The organism is Paenibacillus sp. Marseille-P2973 (assembly GCF_018101095.1).
Lineage (GTDB): Bacteria > Bacillota > Bacilli > Paenibacillales > Paenibacillaceae > Fontibacillus > Fontibacillus vini.
Map to the genome: position 1 here is coordinate 31,759 of NZ_JAGQEH010000016.1, position 19,277 is coordinate 51,035.

At 49.8% G+C, this 19,277-nt stretch carries 17 protein-coding genes; 2 read left to right on the forward strand and 15 right to left on the reverse strand.

What is annotated here, in order from left to right:
- Positions 1-5: 5 nt before the first annotated feature.
- From KB559_RS21535 to KB559_RS21575, 9 genes are all read right to left on the reverse strand, one after another.
- Entirely contained in the window at positions 6-1,493 is a 1,488-nt protein-coding gene (locus tag KB559_RS21535; protein WP_211024982.1) for a glycoside hydrolase family 32 protein, read from the reverse strand.
- A gap of 19 nt (positions 1,494-1,512) precedes the next feature.
- The gene (locus KB559_RS21540) at positions 1,513-2,355 is read right to left on the reverse strand and encodes a carbohydrate ABC transporter permease (protein WP_435530085.1); all 843 of its coding nucleotides are present in this window, start codon (positions 2,353-2,355) and stop codon (positions 1,513-1,515) included.
- Positions 2,355-3,239, reverse strand: a complete 885-nt coding sequence (locus KB559_RS21545) for a carbohydrate ABC transporter permease (RefSeq protein WP_211024984.1) — start codon at positions 3,237-3,239, stop codon at positions 2,355-2,357. The genes KB559_RS21540 and KB559_RS21545 overlap by 1 nt, the downstream gene beginning before the upstream one ends.
- Positions 3,240-3,343: 104 nt before the next feature.
- Complete coding sequence (locus tag KB559_RS21550) at positions 3,344-4,654, reverse strand: ABC transporter substrate-binding protein (protein WP_211024986.1); 1,311 nt, start codon at positions 4,652-4,654, stop codon at positions 3,344-3,346.
- 114 nt (positions 4,655-4,768) lie between these two features.
- Positions 4,769-5,743 (reverse strand): LacI family DNA-binding transcriptional regulator, encoded by a 975-nt coding sequence (locus tag KB559_RS21555; RefSeq protein WP_211024988.1) that lies wholly within the window; start codon positions 5,741-5,743, stop codon positions 4,769-4,771.
- A 175-nt stretch (positions 5,744-5,918) separates the two neighbouring features.
- A complete protein-coding gene (locus tag KB559_RS21560; RefSeq protein ID WP_211024990.1) occupies positions 5,919-7,388 on the reverse strand; it encodes an MFS transporter in 1,470 nt (489 codons plus the stop codon).
- A gap of 144 nt (positions 7,389-7,532) precedes the next feature.
- Entirely contained in the window at positions 7,533-8,072 is a 540-nt protein-coding gene (locus tag KB559_RS21565) for a TetR/AcrR family transcriptional regulator (RefSeq protein ID WP_211024992.1), read from the reverse strand.
- 122 nt (positions 8,073-8,194) lie between these two features.
- Positions 8,195-8,989 carry an SDR family NAD(P)-dependent oxidoreductase gene (locus KB559_RS21570; RefSeq protein WP_211024994.1) on the reverse strand — a complete coding sequence of 265 codons (795 nt, stop codon included), beginning with the start codon at positions 8,987-8,989 and terminating at the stop codon, positions 8,195-8,197.
- 131 nt (positions 8,990-9,120) lie between these two features.
- Positions 9,121-9,924, reverse strand: a complete 804-nt coding sequence (locus KB559_RS21575) for a hypothetical protein (protein WP_211024996.1) — start codon at positions 9,922-9,924, stop codon at positions 9,121-9,123.
- 275 nt (positions 9,925-10,199) lie between these two features.
- On the opposite strand from KB559_RS21575, the gene KB559_RS21580 reads away from it, so the two are divergent.
- Entirely contained in the window at positions 10,200-11,693 is a 1,494-nt protein-coding gene (locus KB559_RS21580; protein WP_211024998.1) for a peptide MFS transporter, read from the forward strand.
- Positions 11,694-11,833: 140 nt separating this feature from the next.
- On the opposite strand, the gene KB559_RS21585 is transcribed toward KB559_RS21580, so the two are convergent.
- Together KB559_RS21585 and KB559_RS21590 are read right to left on the reverse strand one after the other, a co-directional pair.
- A complete protein-coding gene (locus tag KB559_RS21585) occupies positions 11,834-12,682 on the reverse strand; it encodes an AraC family transcriptional regulator (RefSeq protein ID WP_211025000.1) in 849 nt (282 codons plus the stop codon).
- Between the two features lie 97 nt (positions 12,683-12,779).
- Positions 12,780-13,466, reverse strand: coding sequence for a TetR/AcrR family transcriptional regulator (locus KB559_RS21590; RefSeq protein WP_211025002.1), 687 nt, complete (start codon positions 13,464-13,466; stop codon positions 12,780-12,782).
- Positions 13,467-13,603: 137 nt separating this feature from the next.
- Here KB559_RS21590 and KB559_RS21595 point away from each other — a divergent pair, with 137 nt between their 5' ends.
- On the forward strand, positions 13,604-14,956 hold the full coding sequence (locus KB559_RS21595) for an MATE family efflux transporter (RefSeq protein WP_211025004.1): 1,353 nt from the start codon (positions 13,604-13,606) through the stop codon (positions 14,954-14,956).
- A 104-nt stretch (positions 14,957-15,060) separates the two neighbouring features.
- On the opposite strand, the gene trpB is transcribed toward KB559_RS21595, so the two are convergent.
- From trpB to KB559_RS21615, 4 genes are all read right to left on the reverse strand, one after another.
- Positions 15,061-16,221 (reverse strand): tryptophan synthase subunit beta, encoded by a 1,161-nt coding sequence (gene trpB / locus KB559_RS21600; RefSeq protein WP_211025006.1) that lies wholly within the window; start codon positions 16,219-16,221, stop codon positions 15,061-15,063.
- A 188-nt stretch (positions 16,222-16,409) separates the two neighbouring features.
- Positions 16,410-17,324 (reverse strand): RNA polymerase sigma factor SigJ, encoded by a 915-nt coding sequence (gene sigJ, locus KB559_RS21605; RefSeq protein ID WP_211025008.1) that lies wholly within the window; start codon positions 17,322-17,324, stop codon positions 16,410-16,412.
- A complete protein-coding gene (locus KB559_RS21610) occupies positions 17,293-18,642 on the reverse strand; it encodes a phytoene desaturase family protein (RefSeq protein WP_211025010.1) in 1,350 nt (449 codons plus the stop codon). Before KB559_RS21610 ends, sigJ begins: the two co-directional genes overlap by 32 nt.
- A gap of 134 nt (positions 18,643-18,776) precedes the next feature.
- Positions 18,777-19,235 (reverse strand): OsmC family protein, encoded by a 459-nt coding sequence (locus KB559_RS21615; RefSeq protein ID WP_211025012.1) that lies wholly within the window; start codon positions 19,233-19,235, stop codon positions 18,777-18,779.
- Positions 19,236-19,277 lie beyond the last annotated feature (42 nt).

Consider the following 19,277-nt stretch of genomic DNA (forward strand, 5'->3'; position numbering starts at 1 on the left):
CTTGCTTATTGCAACGTCCAAAATTGAAGATCATGAATATAAGCCGTCCCGCCTTTTGCGGAAAAACGAATGCCTATGCTTTCCGGATCGGGGAATACCAGTCCCGACATGACCCGGACTCCGTCGTTGATAAAGAGCTCCACCGTGGACCGGTCGAGGAAAATATGAAGCTGAAGCATATCCCCGAGTCCGGCCTCCAGACGGCATTCTTTGATCCCCCCTGGCCCCCGGCCGGAACGGGTTCGGTCAAAGCTAACCTTCCCTTCGGACAGGTTCGCCTGAAGAACGGTACATTCTTGACTGTCCGAAGAGGAGCGAACGTGAACGGCTATTTCGCTGGCGTCCGATCTCTGGAGATTGAATTGAAGTATCATTTCTAAGCAGTCACCCTCTACCTCCGGAAACGAATGAAGCTCTCCCTCCGTGACCGCGTAATCCCTAACTGAACTATGCCGCTTTCGCAGCTGCTTGAGCTCCTCCGCAGGCTGAAACCGTAACCGTCCGTCTCCCTCGTGCAGTAATTCTCTAGGGAGTGTCATGCACCCTGCCCACGTCTTTCCAAGCGAATGGCCGTCCATCGGCATCCAGCCGATCATGAGTCTTCTGCCGTTTGCATCCGTCATGGTTTGCGGGGCATAAAATTCGAATCCCTCATCCAGCTTGGTGAAATCGCCATGTTCATAAGTACCTGCCGAGTAATTTAGAAGGCCTGAATAATACCCCGCAATTTGCCCCTCTCCTTCCATGCCTTCCGGGCAGAGCAGAAGGAAGTCTCTCCCTCCAAGCGCAAACAAATCGGGACATTCATACATATAGCCTTCTGACCCCTGGCTCTCGGTAACTACGCTCTTAAACTCCCAATGAAGCAAATCATCGGATTGATATAGCAATACTTTGCCGAGATGATTGTGCCTCGCTCCTAGAACCATGTACCATTTCCCGCCATGGCTCCATACCTTCGGATCCCTGAAATGGTTGGTCTGACCGATATGTGCCGGAGGGGCGGGGATCACTGGATTCGCGGAATCCTTCCGGAAGTTGACCCCATCTTCGGATACGGCCACACACTGCTGCTGAAGCAGATCGTCCGGGAGCCCGGTCGGCGTGGTGAAGACGTTCCCCGTATAAAATAAATACAGCTTGCCCTCGTGCTCCACCGCACTCCCCGAGAAGCATCCGTCTTTGTCATAGTCCTCGCTAGGCGCAAGGGCAATGGGAAGCTGCTCCCAATGGATCAAGTCCTTGCTCTTGCAATGGGCCCAATGAATATTTCCCCACTGCGGAGAGAACGGATTATATTGATAAAACAGATGGTATTCGCCTTTATAAAAGATCAAACCGTTAGGATCGTTCATCCAATTCACGGACGGGCTTACATGATAAGCCGGACGATGCGGATCGGCCGGGGCTATTTCCAGCGATTTTTCTACGGAATGGACTGCCGCTTCTATAGCCTTGCGATGGCAAAGCTGATTCTGAGCCACTTTCTCCACCTCTATCTCTCTGTACTTTTTACTTCACGGATCCCTGGGTAACGCCTTGGATAATAAATCTCTGCGCAAACAAGTAAATGATCAGGATCGGCAGAATAACCAGCAACACCGCAGGCAGAAATTTCTCATTGTCCGTAGTGTAGGTTCCCTTAAATACCTGAATCGCCAGAGGCAACGTATAGCTCTCCCTCCCTGCGTTCTGCAGGACAAGCAGCGGAAGCAAAAAGTCGTTCCAAATCCACAAAACATTCAGGATACCGATGGTAACGGTAGTCGGCATAAGAATCGGCAAAATGATGCGGAAAAAGGTCTGGCGACGATTACAGCCGTCCATAAAGGCGGCTTCCTCCAGCTCTAGAGGGATGCTCTTAATAAAACCGTGATAGATAAAAACTGCAAGCGGGCTGCCGAATCCCAGATACATAAAGATCAGCGTCGATTTCGGCACAGTCTGGATCCAGCCCAGTTTCGCTCCATACAAAGAGACGAGGGGGATCATAATCGCCTGGAACGGGATGATCATCGAGGCCACCATGGCGAAGAAAAGCAAGTTGTTCGTTTTTGTCTTGTTTCGTACGAAATAATGGGCTGTCATGGCTGCAAAGACGCCAATCAGCAGCACGCTGCCGAAGGTGATCAACAACGAATTGGTGAAGCTATGAAAATAACTCATTTCTTTCATCGAAACGAAGAAGTTATCGAAGTTAAAGGATGTCGGCCAGGATAACGGCGACTCAATAATTTGCGCGTTTGTTTTAAAGGCGTTGATAATGATTAACAGAAACGGAGTAATGAAGGCGATGAGCGAAACAACAAGGATAGCGTAGACGAGAATCTTCATCAAGGACCTTGCGTTGATCACTAGGCTTCAACCTCCATTCTTTTTCCTAAATACACCTGGGTTATCGTAATCAATGCAGCCAACAAGAACAGTACGAAAGCTTGAGCCTGACCGGCCCCGTAATCAAAGCGAATGAACGCTTTGTCGTAAACGAACATGGAAGCCATGACCGTACTTCCGAACGGACCTCCGCCCGTCAAGCCGTAGTTGACGTCATAGACCATGAACCCTCTTTGAAGCGAAAGGAATATCGTCACGATAAAGGAAGGAACCATAAGCGGAAGCACCATGCGGGAAAGCCGTTTCCAGCCGTTGGCGCCATCAATCTTGGCCGCTTCCATCACGTCCTTCGGCAAGCTCATCAAACCGGCAATAAAGATAACCATCATATACCCGGCATACTGCCATACCGTCACAATGACTAATGCCCAGAAAGCCAGATTTTCGTCTCCGAGCCAGGTTTTGCTGAAGAGATCCAAGCCCGTTTTATCACCGATCGCGGTAAAAAGGTTGTTGAACATAAACTGCCAGATGAATCCGAGCACCAGTCCCCCGATCAGGTTCGGCGTAAAATAAGCGGCCCGGAAAAAGTTCTCCCCTTTAATCCCGTTCGTGACGAGATAGGCCAAGAGGAAGGCGACTCCGTTAATTAAAATGACGGTAGCCAGCACATATTTGATCGTAAGCCAGACGGATGCCCAAAACTTGCTGTCCTGAATTACTTCCACGTAGTTGCTGCCGCCTACGAAGGGCATGCTCGAGGATATCCCGTCCCAAGAGAAGAAGGTCAGATAGATGCCGTACAGAAACGGGATGATGATGACAGCCGTAAACACCAAAACAGTCGGTCCTGTGAAAAAAACTTGATTCCCCAAGCGTTTCATCCGATTTTTTTCTGCGATCACAGGAGACGCTCCTTTCCGAAATTGCGAGATTAATCCGCTCTAAATAATGAATGTCGATGGAGCACTTCCTTCTCCACCGACACTCTGCTTCCTGTTCTCGTCTCTTACTTCACGCTAGTCCAATAGCTCTCCACTTCGCTTGCCAGCGCAGGACGATCCACTTTATCCACCAAATATTTCTGCATGGAAGCTCCAAGCACTTTCCAGTGGTCGCCAGGTACGTAGTTGCCTGCGAACGGAATCGATTTGCCTGCATTATTGTAGGCTTTCAGAGATTTGGCCAAAGGATTGGAAAGCTCGGTCGTGTTATTTTTAAAGGCCGGAATGACGTTGAATTTATTTACCATGATTTCTTGGCCCGCCGCATCAAACACTAGCCAGTCCAGGAATTTCTTCGCAGCATCCTGTTGCTCTGGAGTTGCTTTAGTCTTGTCGATAAATACTTGCTTGGTCGCTCCAATCGCGAGCGATTCATTCGCGGCATCACCGGCATTGTTGCTGACCGGCACCGGAAGGAAGCCAAATTCGCCGTCCGGGCTCGTCTTCTGCATTTCGGTAATCAACCAGTTGCCGTTAAAGGTCATGGCCGCTTCGCCCTTCGCTACGTCTGCAGCTGTTTGCTCCAGCACGACCGCTAAGGGGTCTTTGATGCCCTTGTTGTATTTTTTCATAACATCGAACGTATCCAGCAATCCGTTAAATACGGCGTTCTCCGCAAGTTTGGCATCGCCGGATTTGAGCGTCCCTAAGTATTCTTCTACGGGAACAGACTGATTGGCATAAGCAAGCGCGAGGTAGTGATTGCCCAAGGACCAATCCATGCTGCCGATCGTGATCGGCGCAACACCGGAAGCTTCAATCTTCTTGAACAAATCCTCTAACGCGGTAGTGGTATTGATCGTTGCCGGATCAAATGTACCGCCGACCGCCTGATCGAGAATCTTTTGGTTATAAATCAAGCCGTAACCTTCGACCGCGAACGGGAAGGCGATGGTTTTGCCGTCAAGCTCGTTTGGCTGCGCCAGTTCGGCTACCCATTTCTCGCCGGAAAGATCCAGTGCCTTATCGGCAAACTTGGCAATATCTCCGGCATCCAGCATAGCCATCGTTGCAGGTGTACCGGCGGCATAAAGAGAAGAAGCTCTCTCTACAGGAGACTGGCTCTCGCTCGCCGAAATCACGTCGACTTCAATTCCGGGATTGGCCTTTGCAAACTCTGCCGCCGCCTCCGCCATTTGCTGTTGAATTTCAGACTTCGAGTTGAGGAAAGTGATCTTTACTGCTTTTGTGGAGACATTCCCGCTTGACCCCTCATTGGTTGCGTTCTTGTCCGCATTGTTACCGCCGCATGCCGATAGAAGCACTGACAAGGCAAGCAGCAAAAGTAAAGCGCTACCAAAACGAGACACTTTCATGTTCATTCTCCCTCTCTTTTGTAGGAAAGTTTAAATCTCACTTGAAGTATATATGTTAAGCGTTTGACATGTCAACCGGTTGACATACAGTTTATAAAAATTTATTTCTCCGTTTTACGTAGTACTTCTCTCGACTAAAGTAACCGGCAGGACATTATCATGTTGAACCTCTTCCCCGCGAATAAGTCCGTCCAGCAATTGAACCGCCCTCTTTGCTATCTCTTCCAACGGCTGCCTGATCGTCGTTAAAGCAGGGGACACCAAGGAAGCCATCTCAATATCATCGTAGCCGATCAATTTGATGCGACCGGGGATATCGATTCCTTTACTCATGCAAACCTTGATTACATTCATCGCCAAAATATCGCCGCTGGCAAAGATCCCGTCAATATCGGGATACTGTTCCAGAAGTTCCGTGATAACCCGCTCGTAACCCTCGCTGTCAAACACGTCCGGTCCCAATTCGAAAACAATCGGCTCCACACCCCGGCCGCGAAGACTTTCTACAAACCCGTTCGTGCGTTGGTTGCTCAACAGATCGAGTCCCAAATTACCGGTAATATGCGCGATTCTTCTGCATCCCTTCTTCAGCAAGAGTTCCGCGGCATAGATTCCCCCCTGTTCATTCTCCGACGATACGTAAGGGATATCCGCAATTCTTCTGTCAAACGTGATGATCGGCTGCTTCAACTTTTTGTACTCATCTACTTCAAGCGTATGGCTGCTCATGAACATCCCATCCACGCGATTGCTTGTGAGCATATCGATATACTCTTTTTCCTTGCCTTGATCCATCCGTGAATTGCACAGCAGAATCTTGTAACCCAATTTCGAAGCATGCTTCTCAATATAATTAGTCAACTCCGCAAAAAAGGGATGCGCAATCGTCGGGATGATCATGCCCAATATCATCGTTTTCTTCCGGGACAAGGAGCGTGCGATCTCATTAGGCTGATACTGCATCTCCCGCATTACACGGTATACTTTCTCTCTGGTTTCTTCGCTAATGTAGCCGCGGTTATTCAAAACCCGGGACACCGTCGTCACCGTAACGCCGGCCTTCTCCGCTACATCCTTAATCGTTGCCAACTCCCATTCCTCCTTCCATACTACTCCCCTAGCATCATACCAACAAAATCGTTTGTTATCTAGCGCATTAGCTATAACTTTCAAGTTTTATCCAGCTATGATTTGGAAAAAAGAAGCGAGGCGCGCAAAGCGCGATGCCCGCTTCTCTATGAAAGGAATTTAGCGCTTCACTCTGTTAGCCGCGAAGTTCCGCGCCGGAGAGAGTACCCTTTTCAGCGTCGCCTTTGGCTTCAACAGCGGCTGTTTTACTCCGGTCGTTTCGCACAAAGAAGGCGACGGAGAGGAAGCCTAGGGCGATCATCGCGGCAAACACGAAGAGCGCCGGCACAAGATGATCGCCGAAATCGTTCGGCGTTGCGATAGCGCTGCCGCTCGCGAACACCAGGCCGCCGATGGCGATGCCGAACACGCCGCCGAGCTCGCGGGCCGTGTTACTCAGGCCGCTCGCTTCACCGGCGGCTTTCTCCTCCACCGAGCTGAGCAGCCCGTGCGAGAGCGGCGTGAAGCTAAAGCCCATGCCGGCTCCGGCCGCCATCATGAGTGGAACAATGTACCCGAACGGGAAGATCGCCCCTTCCCGGATGATGACCAAGGCAATTCCGATCAAGCCGACAAGCTGCAGGAACAATCCGAACAGCAGCACCCGCTTCGAGCCGAATCTTCCGACGAGCAGACCGGCCAGCGGCGCAGCGACCATCGTGCAGGCGGTCCACACCATCTCCCTTACCCCGGCGCCGAGGGCTGAATAGCCCTGAGCTTGCTGCAGGAACAACGTAAGCAGGAAGATCGCCCCGAAGATGCCGGCGTTTAACCAGAACCCTGCGGACAAATACGCGCTGTAATTCCGTTCCCGGAAATGCTTGAACTGAACGAACGGCTGCTTGCGGGTTCGTTCCCAACCATAGAAGGCAATTAGCAGCAGCACGCCACCTGCGATCGGACCCCAGACGCTAAACGCGCCCCAGCCTTCGTCGTTACCGCGGACCATACCGAAGACCAATCCGAACAAGCCGGCACCGAGCAGCGTAATGCCGAGCGGGTCGATCGGCTTGCGTTCTCCCTTCGACTCCTTCAGCCAGCGCATCCCGAACAGGACCGCCAGCACGCCGATCGGAACGTTGATCCAGAAGATCGCCTGCCAAGGCGCCCCCTCAATAATCGCTCCGCCGACCAGTGGTCCGACGGACAGCCCAAGGCCGGAGACGCCGGACCAAATGCCAATCGCGGCCGCCCTTTTTTCCGGCGGGAACGCGCCGTTCACCAGCGTTAAGCTGATCGGCATAATGGCCGCGGCGCCGACGCCTTGCAGCGCGCGAGACAGCGTCAACAACAGGGAGCTGTCGCTGAGCGCCGATGCGAGCGAGCCCAGCGTGAACAGGACCACGCCGATCAGGAACATGCGCTTGCGCCCGAAGCGCTCCCCGAGCGCGCTGAAAGGAATAAGCAGAACGGCGAACGCCAGCGTGTAAGCGTTCATGAACCACTGCAGGTCTGACATCCCTGCGTTAAAAGAGGTCTGAATGGACGGCAGCGCCACCCCAATGACCAAATTATCCAGCATCGCCATGAACAGCGTAACGCAGGTAACGACTAACAATCGGATTCGATCTCCAGCAGACATCATTTCAAATACACCTCGTCTCAATTTATTTATTGATAAATAAATAATGACCCAAAAAAAAGAGCTCCTCCCTCGCTTGCCGAATCAGATATACCCGCTTACCCCAAGCGGGACCGGCCAGACCAGCCCGTTCGAGCCGATCTGCTGTCGCTCCGCACACAATCTGACTTAACAATGATCCGGTTCCAACTGCCCTAACTGCGGCAATTCAAGCACCTCACCCATCGATTTAGCCATTCCGTAAGCAATGAATAAGGACGCTTGCGGACCGGGATTCGGCAAGCCGGCGTCCGCGAACCGTTTGGTAACAAATTCGTGAATGGACGCAAACTGCTCGCGTACAAAAGCCCGCACTTCCGGTTCCGGCGTGGCGAACGAATGCATGCAAAGCAGCATTTCGTCGCGGTGTGTCTTCATCAGAATGTTGAACTCGTTGCCCATCCGTTCGGCTAAATGCTCGGGCTCCGCTTCGACGGACTGAAACGCCTCGACCAGCCGGCTAACCGCACGCCCCAGCACTGCCAGGTACAATTCCTCTTTAGACTTAAAGAAATGGAACACATAAGGCTGAGTAAGTCCAAGTTCAGCAGCCACCATTGCCGTCGTCGTCTTATAGAAGCCATTGTTCGCAAACAAGGTCGCCGCTGCGTTCAATATCTGATCCTTGCGATTGAGGGAGCCGAGGTCTTGATCTTTATGTCTGGCCATTTTTGCACCTCGTTTATTTATTTATCAATAAATTAATTCATTCCGAGGTCATTGTCAACCCTAAACCGGCCCAACTTGGATGGACAAAATCCCCTTCACGGGGATGCGATACAACTCTTTTCTTAAAACACACTCCGGACTAATCCCCCGTCGATTCGTAACGCAGAGCCATTAATGGCCGAGGAAAGAGGACTGCTTAGGAAGGTGACAAGATGCGCAATTTCTTCCGGCCGGATCAGCCTTTGAATGATGGAGGTTGGCCGGTTTTCTTTCATAAACCGCTTCTCCGCTTCTTCCACTGTTAATTTTTCATCAGGATAAAGGGTGTTTAACATGGTCTCTACGCCTTCCGTTAAAGTGGAACCCGGCATAACCGTATTGACCGTCACATGGGTTCCCTTCGTCAACTCAGCTAAACTGCGGGAGAGCGAGAGCTGCATCGTTTTGGTCGCACTATAATGAGCCATTTCCAGAGAGGGCATAATCGCTGCTTCGCTGGCAATAAAGATAACTCGGCCTTCATTTTTTTGAATCATTTGTTTCAGATACCATCTGGTTAGCCGGACTCCACTCATGATGTTGGTCTCAAACAGCTTAAACCAATCTTCATCCGGAATATCGAAGTATTCTACAGGCTCAAAAATACCCAAGTTGTTAATAAGAATGTCTACTTCGGAATACTTCTCAATAACTTCCCGACAACCTTGTTCTGTCCCTAAATCAGCTACTACCGGCTGAAGGACGGCGTCCGGATACTTTGCATTAATTTCTTGAATCGTTTCCTTCACCTTTTCTTCGCGGCGGCCATTAATCAGCACTGCGGCTCCTTCCGCAGCTAATGACAAGGCGATAGCTTTTCCAATTCCCGACGTGGATCCTGTTACCAGTGCCGTTTTTCCTTTTAGATTTAATTGCATGTTCGTCCCTCCGAGATTCAAGTCTTATTTATTTATCATATACATACACGCCATTAAGAAAAGTACGCACTTTTGAGTAATATAGGTACTTAAAAGTACCCCTGGCCCCCTTTTATGCCAATAAGGTGTATCTACTTGTGATGCGATTCCCCTTGCTGGCTGCGACAAGTCATATCGATCAGTTGCCGGATTTCAGCGCTTAACCTCGGATTGACAGGATACACTTCCTCTATGAAGTTTAAGATGCAAAGGGCGGAATCGGGAACATGATGATATCCCTGAAGCATGCCTCCTAGTCTTTCAGCCAAACGAGGGTATCTTTGTTCCACCCGCCGCTCCAATCCAAAGGGATCCGGGTAGCACTCTACCTCTTCCTCCAATAGGTGCATTACGGAAAGAATCCGGTCCACGGCATAACCTTGAATAAACCTCATCGCCGATAAATGCTCTCCCCGGGCATAGCGACCGAGCCCCACATATAAGTTTGTTAAAGCTTCATTCAAAGGAAAGTCCAGGGAGTTCCTCTTGAGACTGGGGATAGGAATGGAAGACTTTGCGATTTCTATATTCAAGTAGGACGGATCCTTCCAAACAATCCGCCCCTCCGGGTAGGGAGCATCCTCCAGGTCTCGTTCCTCAAATACCGCGTATTCTCCATAAATTCCGTCTTCGAACAAAATTTTATACCCGACATCCGTATTCTTAAAGGAATAGGCTAGCGGATGCACTTCCTCAAGCCAATCCAGGTGATCGATATACCTCGTTTTCTGCCCGTCCTTCACAATGACAAAGAAATCTAAATCCGAATACTCATCCATCCGATCCGTTTCGATACCGACGGAGCCTACTCCCAACAGTAACAGCACTCCTCCTTTGCGTTCGAGTGACTTGCCGATGTCGTCCAGCCGCCGAAGCAGCAATTCAGTTTTCAACATACATATCCTCCTTCGAGTTTTGGAATACAAAAAGGGCTCAACCCACTTCTCAGCGAGGTTGAACCCGAAGGTTGCATTGCCTTTAATTTTCTAGGAAGAAATTAACATGGAATTGGGCTGCTGTCAATTGCGCGGATTGCGGCGAAACTACTGTTATTTTCGTACCTGCTTTGGAGCCTGTTATGAATATGTAAAATTGAAACGACTTATAATGGGCATTCTTACTAAGGGATGATGCTTTTTGCAGAACATTTGTTGCAGGAGGAAGTTACAGCATGGCTGATTTAACCAAGCAGAAAATAGTCAAAAGCGTTCCGCAACGGGGGTTTTTTGGACATCCCAAAGGGTTGTTTACCCTGTTCTTCACGGAGTTTTGGGAGCGTTTCTCTTATTATGGAATGAAAGCGATTCTGGTTTATTATATGTATTACGAATTAAGCAGGGGCGGACTCGGCATGCAGGAGAGCATGGCTCTCGCCATTATGTCCATTTACGGCTCCCTCGTCTATATGTCCGGGATTATTGGCGGCTGGCTGGCGGACCGGATGTTCGGAGCATCCAAAGCCGTATTCTACGGCGGCATATTAATTATGCTGGGGCATATCGCTCTGGCCATCCCTGGAAGCATGTCCTTATTTTTTGTATCCATGGTCCTGATCGTGCTGGGCACGGGCCTGCTGAAACCCAATGTATCCAGTATGGTGGGGGAGCTTTACAGCGAACATGACCGGCGCCGGGATGCAGGATTCAGCATTTTTTACATGGGCATCAACCTGGGGTCGTTCCTCGCTCCGCTGATCGTGGGCACCGTGGGCATGAATTACAACTTCCATCTCGGCTTCGGCATCGCCGCCGTCGGCATGTTTCTGGGACTGGTCATATTCTTGTTTACCAAAAATAAAAACCTCGGCCTTGCGGGCACTTACGTAGCCAGTCCACTTTCACCGGCGGAACGAAAAAAAGTGTTTCGTCGAATCGGGGTCGTTGCCGTCCTTCTCGTGGTGATTGTTGCAATTACCATTCCGTTGGGTCTATTAACGTTCGAATCGCTCATCGTGATCGTAGGCATTCTGGGCATTCTGATTCCAACCTTATATTTTATTTTCATGTACCGCAGTCCGCGAACCACCAGCATTGAACGCTCCAGACTCATCGCTTATATTCCGCTGTTTATCGCGGCGATTATGTTCTGGGCGATTCAGGAACAAGGATCGACCATCCTTGCCAACTATGCGGATAAGCGGACGCAATTGGACTTTGCCGGCATTCATATTTCGCCGGCCTGGTTCCAGTCCTTAAATCCGCTGTTCATCATTATTCTGGCTCCCGTGTTCGCCTGGCTATGGATAAGGCTTGGCAAGCGCCAGCCTACGATCCCGATGAAATTCGCCTTCGGCTTGCTGTTTGCCGGATTATCGTTCCTCGTGATCCTCTTGCCCGCTTACTTTGGCGGCGAGGATGCCCTGGTGAATCCTTTGTGGCTCGTCCTTAGTTATTTCATCGTTGTGCTGGGAGAATTATGTTTATCACCGGTAGGGCTGTCGGCTACGACAAAATTGGCGCCCGGCGCCTTTTCGGCCCAGACCATGAGCTTATGGTTCTTATCCAGTGCGGCCGCCCAGGCAATTAATGCGCAAATCGTCAAATTCTATTCGCCTGCCACCGAGATGGCATACTTCGGCGTCATCGGAGGAGTCGCTCTCCTCCTTAGCATTCTGCTCTTTACGTTCTCCCCGAAGATCCAAGGGTATATGAAAGGGATACAGTAAAAGCAAAAGCAGAGCTTACTACAAAACGAGCCGCAGCTGCTCCAAGACATAATTACCTGAACCTGCCTGCTATAGCCGAACCCGAAAAAAGCCATCCTTTTTGCAGGATGGCTTTTTGTGCTCTTACAATTAAGTGATAATTATTTCTTCTTAACCGGTATCCATATCTCTCCGGCCTCATACCCGGCCATACCATAGTACATTTCGAAGCTAGGGCCTTCTACCTGTTCGTACCCGGATGTCGGAAACCACTCGGAATAGATTCGTTCCCATAGTTTTTGCAAATCACATTGCGGTTCCGGGAAGATAGCCCACGTTAATGCCGGGACAGACAGCTTTGTAAATTTCTCCGGGATTTCAAGCCCCTTGGGCAGATGATAACAAATCATGTATTTGAAAGATTCCCCATTATCATCATATAACGCAGCGTGCAGCAGGGTGTCGCCAAACCGTCCCAGCAATTCGTTCATTAGATCCACACTGCCGTCATCGTCACATTTTTTACGGAACTCCGGAACTTCAGCAAATGCGGTCTGTCTGTTTGAATGAACAAGGCCATAAACTCCAAACATCTCAAAGGGCCCTCTTTGTTCAATGCGATAATTCATTTCGACATCTCCCTTTATTGAAATATGGAAGGACATTCGAGGATAGGCCTTAAGAGAAGCCCCTTTATCGCGCGCAGATATCGGTATGATCCCATGAAGATTTTTAAACGCCCGTGAAAATGCCTCCGGCGAGTCATATCCATATTTCATAGCCACATCAATAACCTTGGTATCTGTTGTCTGCAGTTCAAAAGCTGCCAAAGTCAACCGCCGACGCCGGATATACTCGGATAACGATACCCCCGTAATGAACGGAAACATCCTTTGAAAATGATAAGTTGAGCAACAGGCGATTTGCGCTATTTGATCATATGAGATATGGTCCGCCAGATTTGTTTCGATATATTCCATGGCGTTATTCATCCTGTCTAACCAATCCATCGTGTTCCCTCCCTTCAAATCAACTTTAAGGCAGATAAGAAATGTAAGCCGTGCTTTTTGTGCACGAAAAAGTCAGTAGGTCGTCAACTTCCACATTCTACTTCTCCTGCTCCTGCTCCTTGATCACCTGCTCAATTCCAAGCAAAATCAGCTTCAATCCGAACTCGAACGCTCGGTCTGTCCCCATCAACTCGAACAACCCGTTCGTGAACATCCTCCGGAACAGCCCCGCGTCCGACTCACTCATGGAGTCCAGAAGGCGAACCATCTCGTCGCCCGGAAGATCCTCCAGTTCCTTCAGGGCAACGGTGACATTGCGCTCATGCTGATAATCGTCCAGGACGAAGAAGTAGACATAGTTCACAAGCGTAGTGACCACCTGCATCTTCTGCTCTTGCTCAAGCGGCGTTTCCTCCACGCAGAGAAGCATTCGGTTGGTGTACCGGATGATGTCCGGTTCGTGAGGTAGCGTCATCATCATGAGCTGCGTGGAGCAGGGATACCGGCTGAGCACAGCTCGGATCGTTACCGCAAGGCCCGTCAGCTGCTCCTTCCAATCCCCGTCGGAGTGGAACTCCTCCAGAATCACTTTCGATACCTGGTTGGCCAGACGCTGATAGAGATTCTGCTTGCTCTTGAAATACCAGTACAAAGAGGGTGCCTGGATCCCCAGCCGGTCGGCCAGTCGCCGCATGCTGAGCTTCTCGATCCCTTCCTCGCCAAGAAGCTCCCACGAGGCCTCTAATATTTTATCCTCTGAAATCTGAGGCTGCTGCTTTTTCATCGGTATCCGTCCTTTTATCTAACAGTGTAAGTTTATGCTTTACATGTTCTTAAGGTCATGATATCATCTAACACTGTAAGGCACAACCTAACACTGTTAGATTGAAGCCGAAATAAATGATGAAAGTAGTGATCTTCATGGATTCAGAAAACCTTCATTACTTCGAAAAAGCACCCATCGGAAAAGCCGTGGCCCACTTCGCTGTACCGATGATGCTGGGCACGTCAATGAGTGTCATCTACTCCATCCTGAATGCCTATTTCCTTGGCACCCTGCACAATACGGCCATGCTAACCGCTCTCGCACTAACCTTACCGTTATTCGCAGCCATCATGGCGTTAGGAAATTTGATAGGTATCGGCAGCGGTGCATTTATCTCCCGTTTGCTGGGAGAGAAACGGTATGATGATGTAAAGCATGTGTCATCCTTCGCCTTTTACAGCAGTTTGGTTCTTGGTCTGATTGTAATGGCCGTCAGCCTCCCGTTGATCAATCCCATCGTTCATGGCCTGGGGGCAACACCGGACTCCTTCGGATTCACGAAGGACTATGTCACGGTGATGTTAATCGGTTCACCCATCGTCGTGTTATTCTTCACGCTGGAGAATATCGTACGCTCCGAGGGAGCGGCAATCACCTCGATGATCGGGATGATACTTAGTGTAATCGTAAATATTGTGCTGGATGCGATAGTCATCTTCGTTTTCCATTGGGGCGTGATCGGTGTTGCGTCCGCTACGGTTATTTCTAACTTGGTTGCATGTGTATTCTTCCTCTTCCATATGGGATCTAAGAGCCAATTTTTAACCGCCTCCGTCAAATGGTTCAAGGTATCCAAGGACATCCTGAGCAATGTACTTAAAATCGGAGTTCCCGTCTTTATTATGAGTATCTTCTTAGGCGCCATGTCGCTCATCTTTAACCACTTTCTTGTCGATTATGGAGATCAGGCCGTAGCGGCCTACGGAATTTCATCCCGTTTATTGCAATTTCCCGAATTTATTCTGATGGGCTTATGCGAGGGAGTCGTGCCTTTGATTGCCTTCACTTTTACAGCGAATAAATTACGCATGAAGCATACCATTGGATTCACGATTAAGGCGATTCTGGCGTTAGCCGTCGTGTTCGGCGTCCTCGTCTACTTAATTTCCGACCACTTGATCGGTTTATTTACGAATGACCCGCAATTAATCCAAATGGGCAGCTACATTCTGCATGTGACGTTCTTATCCTTGTTCATTACAGGAATGACCACGTTGTTTACGGGGATCTTCCAGGCAACCGCGCAAGGAACCGCTGCGTTTATCATGTCGGTTATTCAAGGGATTACTCTGATTCCGGTGCTGTTTATCGCCAATCGTATGAGCGGCTTCCACGGGGTAGTCTGGTCGCTTGTCATCGCGGATGCCGCCGCATTCCTTGTCGGTGCCATCATGCTTTATGTCCTGCGGTCGAAATTACAGCCGGATCTGGAAAGCTTAGTACATTAAGAACATATAACCATGGACGGTAAAGGGGCTAATTATCATTCAAAAACGGAAAAAGGGCACCTTTGGGGTGCCCCGTGCTTTCCTTCCGATCATTGATCCGTGTTTTATTTGAGCATTTGATACACTTGTTCTACATCCTTATCCCCGCGGCCAGACAGATTGACGATGATTATTTGATCCTGCCCCATCGTCGAAGCCAGCTTCTTCGCGTATGCAACTGCGTGCGCGCTCTCTAGGGCAGGAATGATTCCCTCCGTGCGGGACAGTTCTTTGAAGGCTTCCAGCACTTCCTCATTGGTGACAGTTACATATTCAGCCCGGCCCGTCACCTTCAAATGGCTATGCTCCGGTCCAATGCCCGGGTAGTCAAGTCCCGCGGCAATCGAATAGGTCTTCCTCGGCTGGCCTTCCTCGTCCAGCAGCACTAAGCACTTGAAGCCGTGAAGGATACTCGGGACACCCTGGGTTAAGGATGGCGCCTGATCGGGCTCAACGCCGATCAAGCGAACGCTTGGCTCGTCGATGTAGTGGGCAAATGCACCAATTGCATTACTTCCGCCACCCGCACAGGCCACTACAGCATCCGGCAATCGACCTTCTTTCTCCATAATCTGTTGCTTCGATTCTTCGCTAATAATAGACTGGAAGTGCTTGACCATTGTCGGAAACGGATGAGGGCCAACCGCGGAACCGAGCAAATAAAACGTATTTTTATAGTTGCGAACTAGATCGTCCAGTGCCTCATCGACCGCGTCCTTCAGTCGTCCCTGGCCTTTTTGGACCGGCACTACAGTTGCGCCGAGCAGTTCCATTCGGAACACGTTTAGCGCCTGACGACGGGTATCTTCAGCTCCCATGTAGATGACGCATTCCATATTAAACATGGCGCAGGCCGTTGCTGTGGCAACACCATGTTGTCCGGCACCGGTCTCGGCGATAATCCGCTTGGCTCCCATCCGCTTAGCGAGCAGAATCTGACCGATAGCGTTGTTGATCTTATGCGCTCCGGTATGATTCAGATCCTCACGCTTCAAGTAAATCTTCGGCCCTCCCCAAGCCTTGGTCAGCCGCTCCGCATACGTCAGCGGATTCTCGCGCCCCACGTATTCTCGGAGATAAAAGCGAAGCTCTTCCTTATAACCCGGGTCGTCTTTAAACTTGTAAAATTGCTCACTCAGATAGTTCAAGACTTCCTGCAATTCCGGCGGAACGAAGCTGCCCCCGAACTCCCCAAAGTATCCTTCTTGCTGAAATTGTTGGTCCATAAGTAAGCGCCTCCATTAATTTAATTGAACTGGCAATCTGCACCTTTCATCTACGCAATTCTGTGGCGCCAGCTATGTATCGGTAGCTCTATTGCTCTATTATAAAACATTACTTTATATAAGGAGCAAGTGAAATCGTGATGCTATACCGGAATTTTTACGCCGCTGATCTTAAAAACAAGCTATTTTTATCCCAGATTCAAATGCTGCATTTTATCGGGATTACGAAGGAAATAAATTTGCTGGATACGATCTTCTTTCACTTCCAGACTGATAAGGGTCGGGAAAGGCTCGGAGGAGCTGCGCAACACAAAACCCAACTGTCCGTTTATCTTGATCAGACGCACGCTGCCTGTTGTATTTTCCTTCGACAAGAGTCCTTGAATAAAGGCAAACACACGCTTGCTCGATGTAACCGGATGAATGGCCGCCATGACTTTGCCTCCGCCATCCGAATAGAGCACAATATCATCGGCGAGCATCGCAAATAACCCTTCCATATCGCCGGTTGTCGTCGCATGGAGAAATTGGAGAATGAGCTGTTCGGAATGAGGGCTGGCGGAAACCTCGGGATAGGGCCCGTCATCCTGGATTTTTCGTTTGAGGCGGCTATAAATTTTACGGCAACCCAGCTCGGTTCTATTTACAAATTCGGCAATATCCCGATACTCGTATTGAAAGGTTTCACGCAAAATGAACACGGCCCGCTCCATGGGGGTCAATCGTTCCAGCATGACAAGCAAGGCATAGGATATGGTATCCTCCAGAACAATTCTTTGGAGCGGGTCCTCACCGGCAGCATAACCATAACCAGGAATGTCCGTATAGTCCTGAACAAGAGGTTCCGGCAGCCAGGGGCCGACGTACACCTCTCTCTTTTTGCTTGCGGATTTCATGTAATCGAGACAGCGGTTGGTTACCATTTTGCATAAGTATGCTTTGAGATTACGGATCCCATCCTCTTCCATATGGATGCCCCGCTGCTGCACGGTTACAAACACATCCTGCACCAAGTCCTCGGCATGGGTGACAGACCCTAAAATTCGATATGCAATGGAAAGCAATAAAGGCCTATATTCCTTGTATACAGAGTCCAGCTCCACGTTGTACCCCTCTCTTAACGTCTTTTATTACTTTTGGGTAATTGGTTATTAATGTTGCCGCTTCTTTTGCGCTCGCCAATGAAGCGTTTAGCAGTAACCCTTCAGATCCAACCCAATCCCCGGAGACATACAGACCCGGCCGCCCTTTGACCTCAGGCCCGGGTCTGTTCGGGAGCCCCCCGTTCGCGGCCATAACCATACTATGCGATACAAGCATAGAAGGCAGAAAGCGCTGCTTAATGACATGCTCACGCCACCCGGGCTGTATGCTGTCGAGAAAGCCTTGAAGTTCACGTTCATCCTGCTTGGGGTCTTTCTTGTTCAAAGCGGGCAGATACTTCATGACATGGATTACCTCTGTTCCGGGCTGATCGGAGAGTGCTGCGACAGCGGAATGATTGGAGTAGTACCACGGAACATCAGCACCAAGTACAAACTTCGTTTTGGGCCTTGGCATCCCGGATACCACAAGATCGAGGCATGCAGCATGCACAGGAATAAGCTGCTGATAAATGGCCGCCTCGTCCGGTGGCAGAGCGGGATTAAGAAGAGACATCGTATCCGCCGGCCCGGCCGTGGATATAATGAAGCTGGACGCTAGCTGTGTCCCATCCTTCAAGACGAGGCTCATCTTCGGGTAGCTGCCTTTAATTTCCAGGACGGGTGAGCTTGGGCGAATCGACACGCCCGCTTTCTTCGCTTGCTCCACCAGCTTGTTCACAAGCGTCTGCCAGCCTCCATCAATATACAAAACCTGGCCATGCTGGAGTTGATGAATAGCAGCCCCGGCGCTCAGTAAATCAGGAGCTTCGCAGTAAGTGGATAAACGAACCAGTGCTTCCAGGACACTGCGCACCCGCGGACTGGAAAGTTGAGATTCCAGATACGCCCGAAGCGGCACATGCTGCAGCGCGGAAGTGTCTGTCTTACGAAGGCTGCTGTAAAAGCGAACCAGCTGAATTTTCTCCTGAAACGACAAGAAGGACCCAAGTAATAATTGCGTAAGCGGCACAGCTCTTTCCTTACCGTCCGCTTCTTTGAACATAAGCAGGCCTGGCGGCTTCGGCGCCGTTCCTTCCACAGTGACGCCTACCTCGTGCAGAATTCGGAAGGCATTTCTAAAGAGGGCATGACCGCCCAAATTCACACGCGCGCCTGCCATCTCCGTAGAAATGGCCCGACCTCCCGGATAGGATCCTTTTTCGAGAAGCAATACATTCTTTCCTGCCTTTGCCAAATAAATAGAGGCTGTTAATCCTGCGGCGCCGGCTCCGATGATGATAACGTCCCATGGGGACCCGTAATTATTTTCTGTCATGTGTACCATTCCTTTCGGGTCTGATACATACAAGACGATGAACGGAAATCTTCTGTGACTTGATCAGCAAAAAGAGCAGCACGCCCGTTTACCGCTGCATGCTGCTCTCTCTTCATCTTCATCAGATTCGGAGCTTATACCTCTACTGACTTTTCAATTATAATGTTCTCCAATTTAAGATTTACCGGATTTGCAATGGTATCGCCAACAGGGCATTTACTCTCCAAAAACTGTACGAATTCTTCCACCTTCTCTTTGGGCGAGTCGGTTTGAATCCGGAACGTATAACGGATATCGGAGTAACCGGGACGAACGGAAGATCTGTCAAAAAAACCGTCGAGATCAATGTCGCCTTCAACCTCCACACGGAAGTCATTCAGCTTTACGCCAAACTTAGGAGCATAAACCCTTGCCACAATAGACTGGCATGCCCCTAACGAGGCAAGAAGCACTTCGACCGGATTCATTCCCGTGTCCGTCCCGCCTAAACTCTTTGGCTCATCGATCGTGATCTCAAAATTTCTGGAGGTGGTTTTGACTTGAACTCCATTTTGCAAGTGTGCGGTTGCTTTGAAAGTATGTACATCAGCCATGTTAAACACTCCTTAAGTTATAGTTAAACAAAAGAGCCATAA

Coding starts and splice junctions, on each gene's coding strand:
- KB559_RS21595 (WP_211025004.1), top strand. CDS start 13,604: ATGGATTCAGAAAACCTTCATTACTTCGAAAAAGCACCCATCGGAAAA.
- KB559_RS21610 (WP_211025010.1), bottom strand. CDS start 18,642: ATGACAGAAAATAATTACGGGTCCCCATGGGACGTTATCATCATCGGA.
- KB559_RS21570 (WP_211024994.1), bottom strand. CDS start 8,989: ATGCAATTAAATCTAAAAGGAAAAACGGCACTGGTAACAGGATCCACG.
- KB559_RS21550 (WP_211024986.1), bottom strand. CDS start 4,654: ATGAAAGTGTCTCGTTTTGGTAGCGCTTTACTTTTGCTGCTTGCCTTG.
- trpB (WP_211025006.1), bottom strand. CDS start 16,221: ATGGACCAACAATTTCAGCAAGAAGGATACTTTGGGGAGTTCGGGGGC.
- KB559_RS21585 (WP_211025000.1), bottom strand. CDS start 12,682: ATGGATTGGTTAGACAGGATGAATAACGCCATGGAATATATCGAAACA.
- KB559_RS21565 (WP_211024992.1), bottom strand. CDS start 8,072: ATGGCCAGACATAAAGATCAAGACCTCGGCTCCCTCAATCGCAAGGAT.
- KB559_RS21615 (WP_211025012.1), bottom strand. CDS start 19,235: ATGGCTGATGTACATACTTTCAAAGCAACCGCACACTTGCAAAATGGA.
- KB559_RS21590 (WP_211025002.1), bottom strand. CDS start 13,466: ATGAAAAAGCAGCAGCCTCAGATTTCAGAGGATAAAATATTAGAGGCC.
- KB559_RS21580 (WP_211024998.1), top strand. CDS start 10,200: ATGGCTGATTTAACCAAGCAGAAAATAGTCAAAAGCGTTCCGCAACGG.
- KB559_RS21575 (WP_211024996.1), bottom strand. CDS start 9,924: ATGTTGAAAACTGAATTGCTGCTTCGGCGGCTGGACGACATCGGCAAG.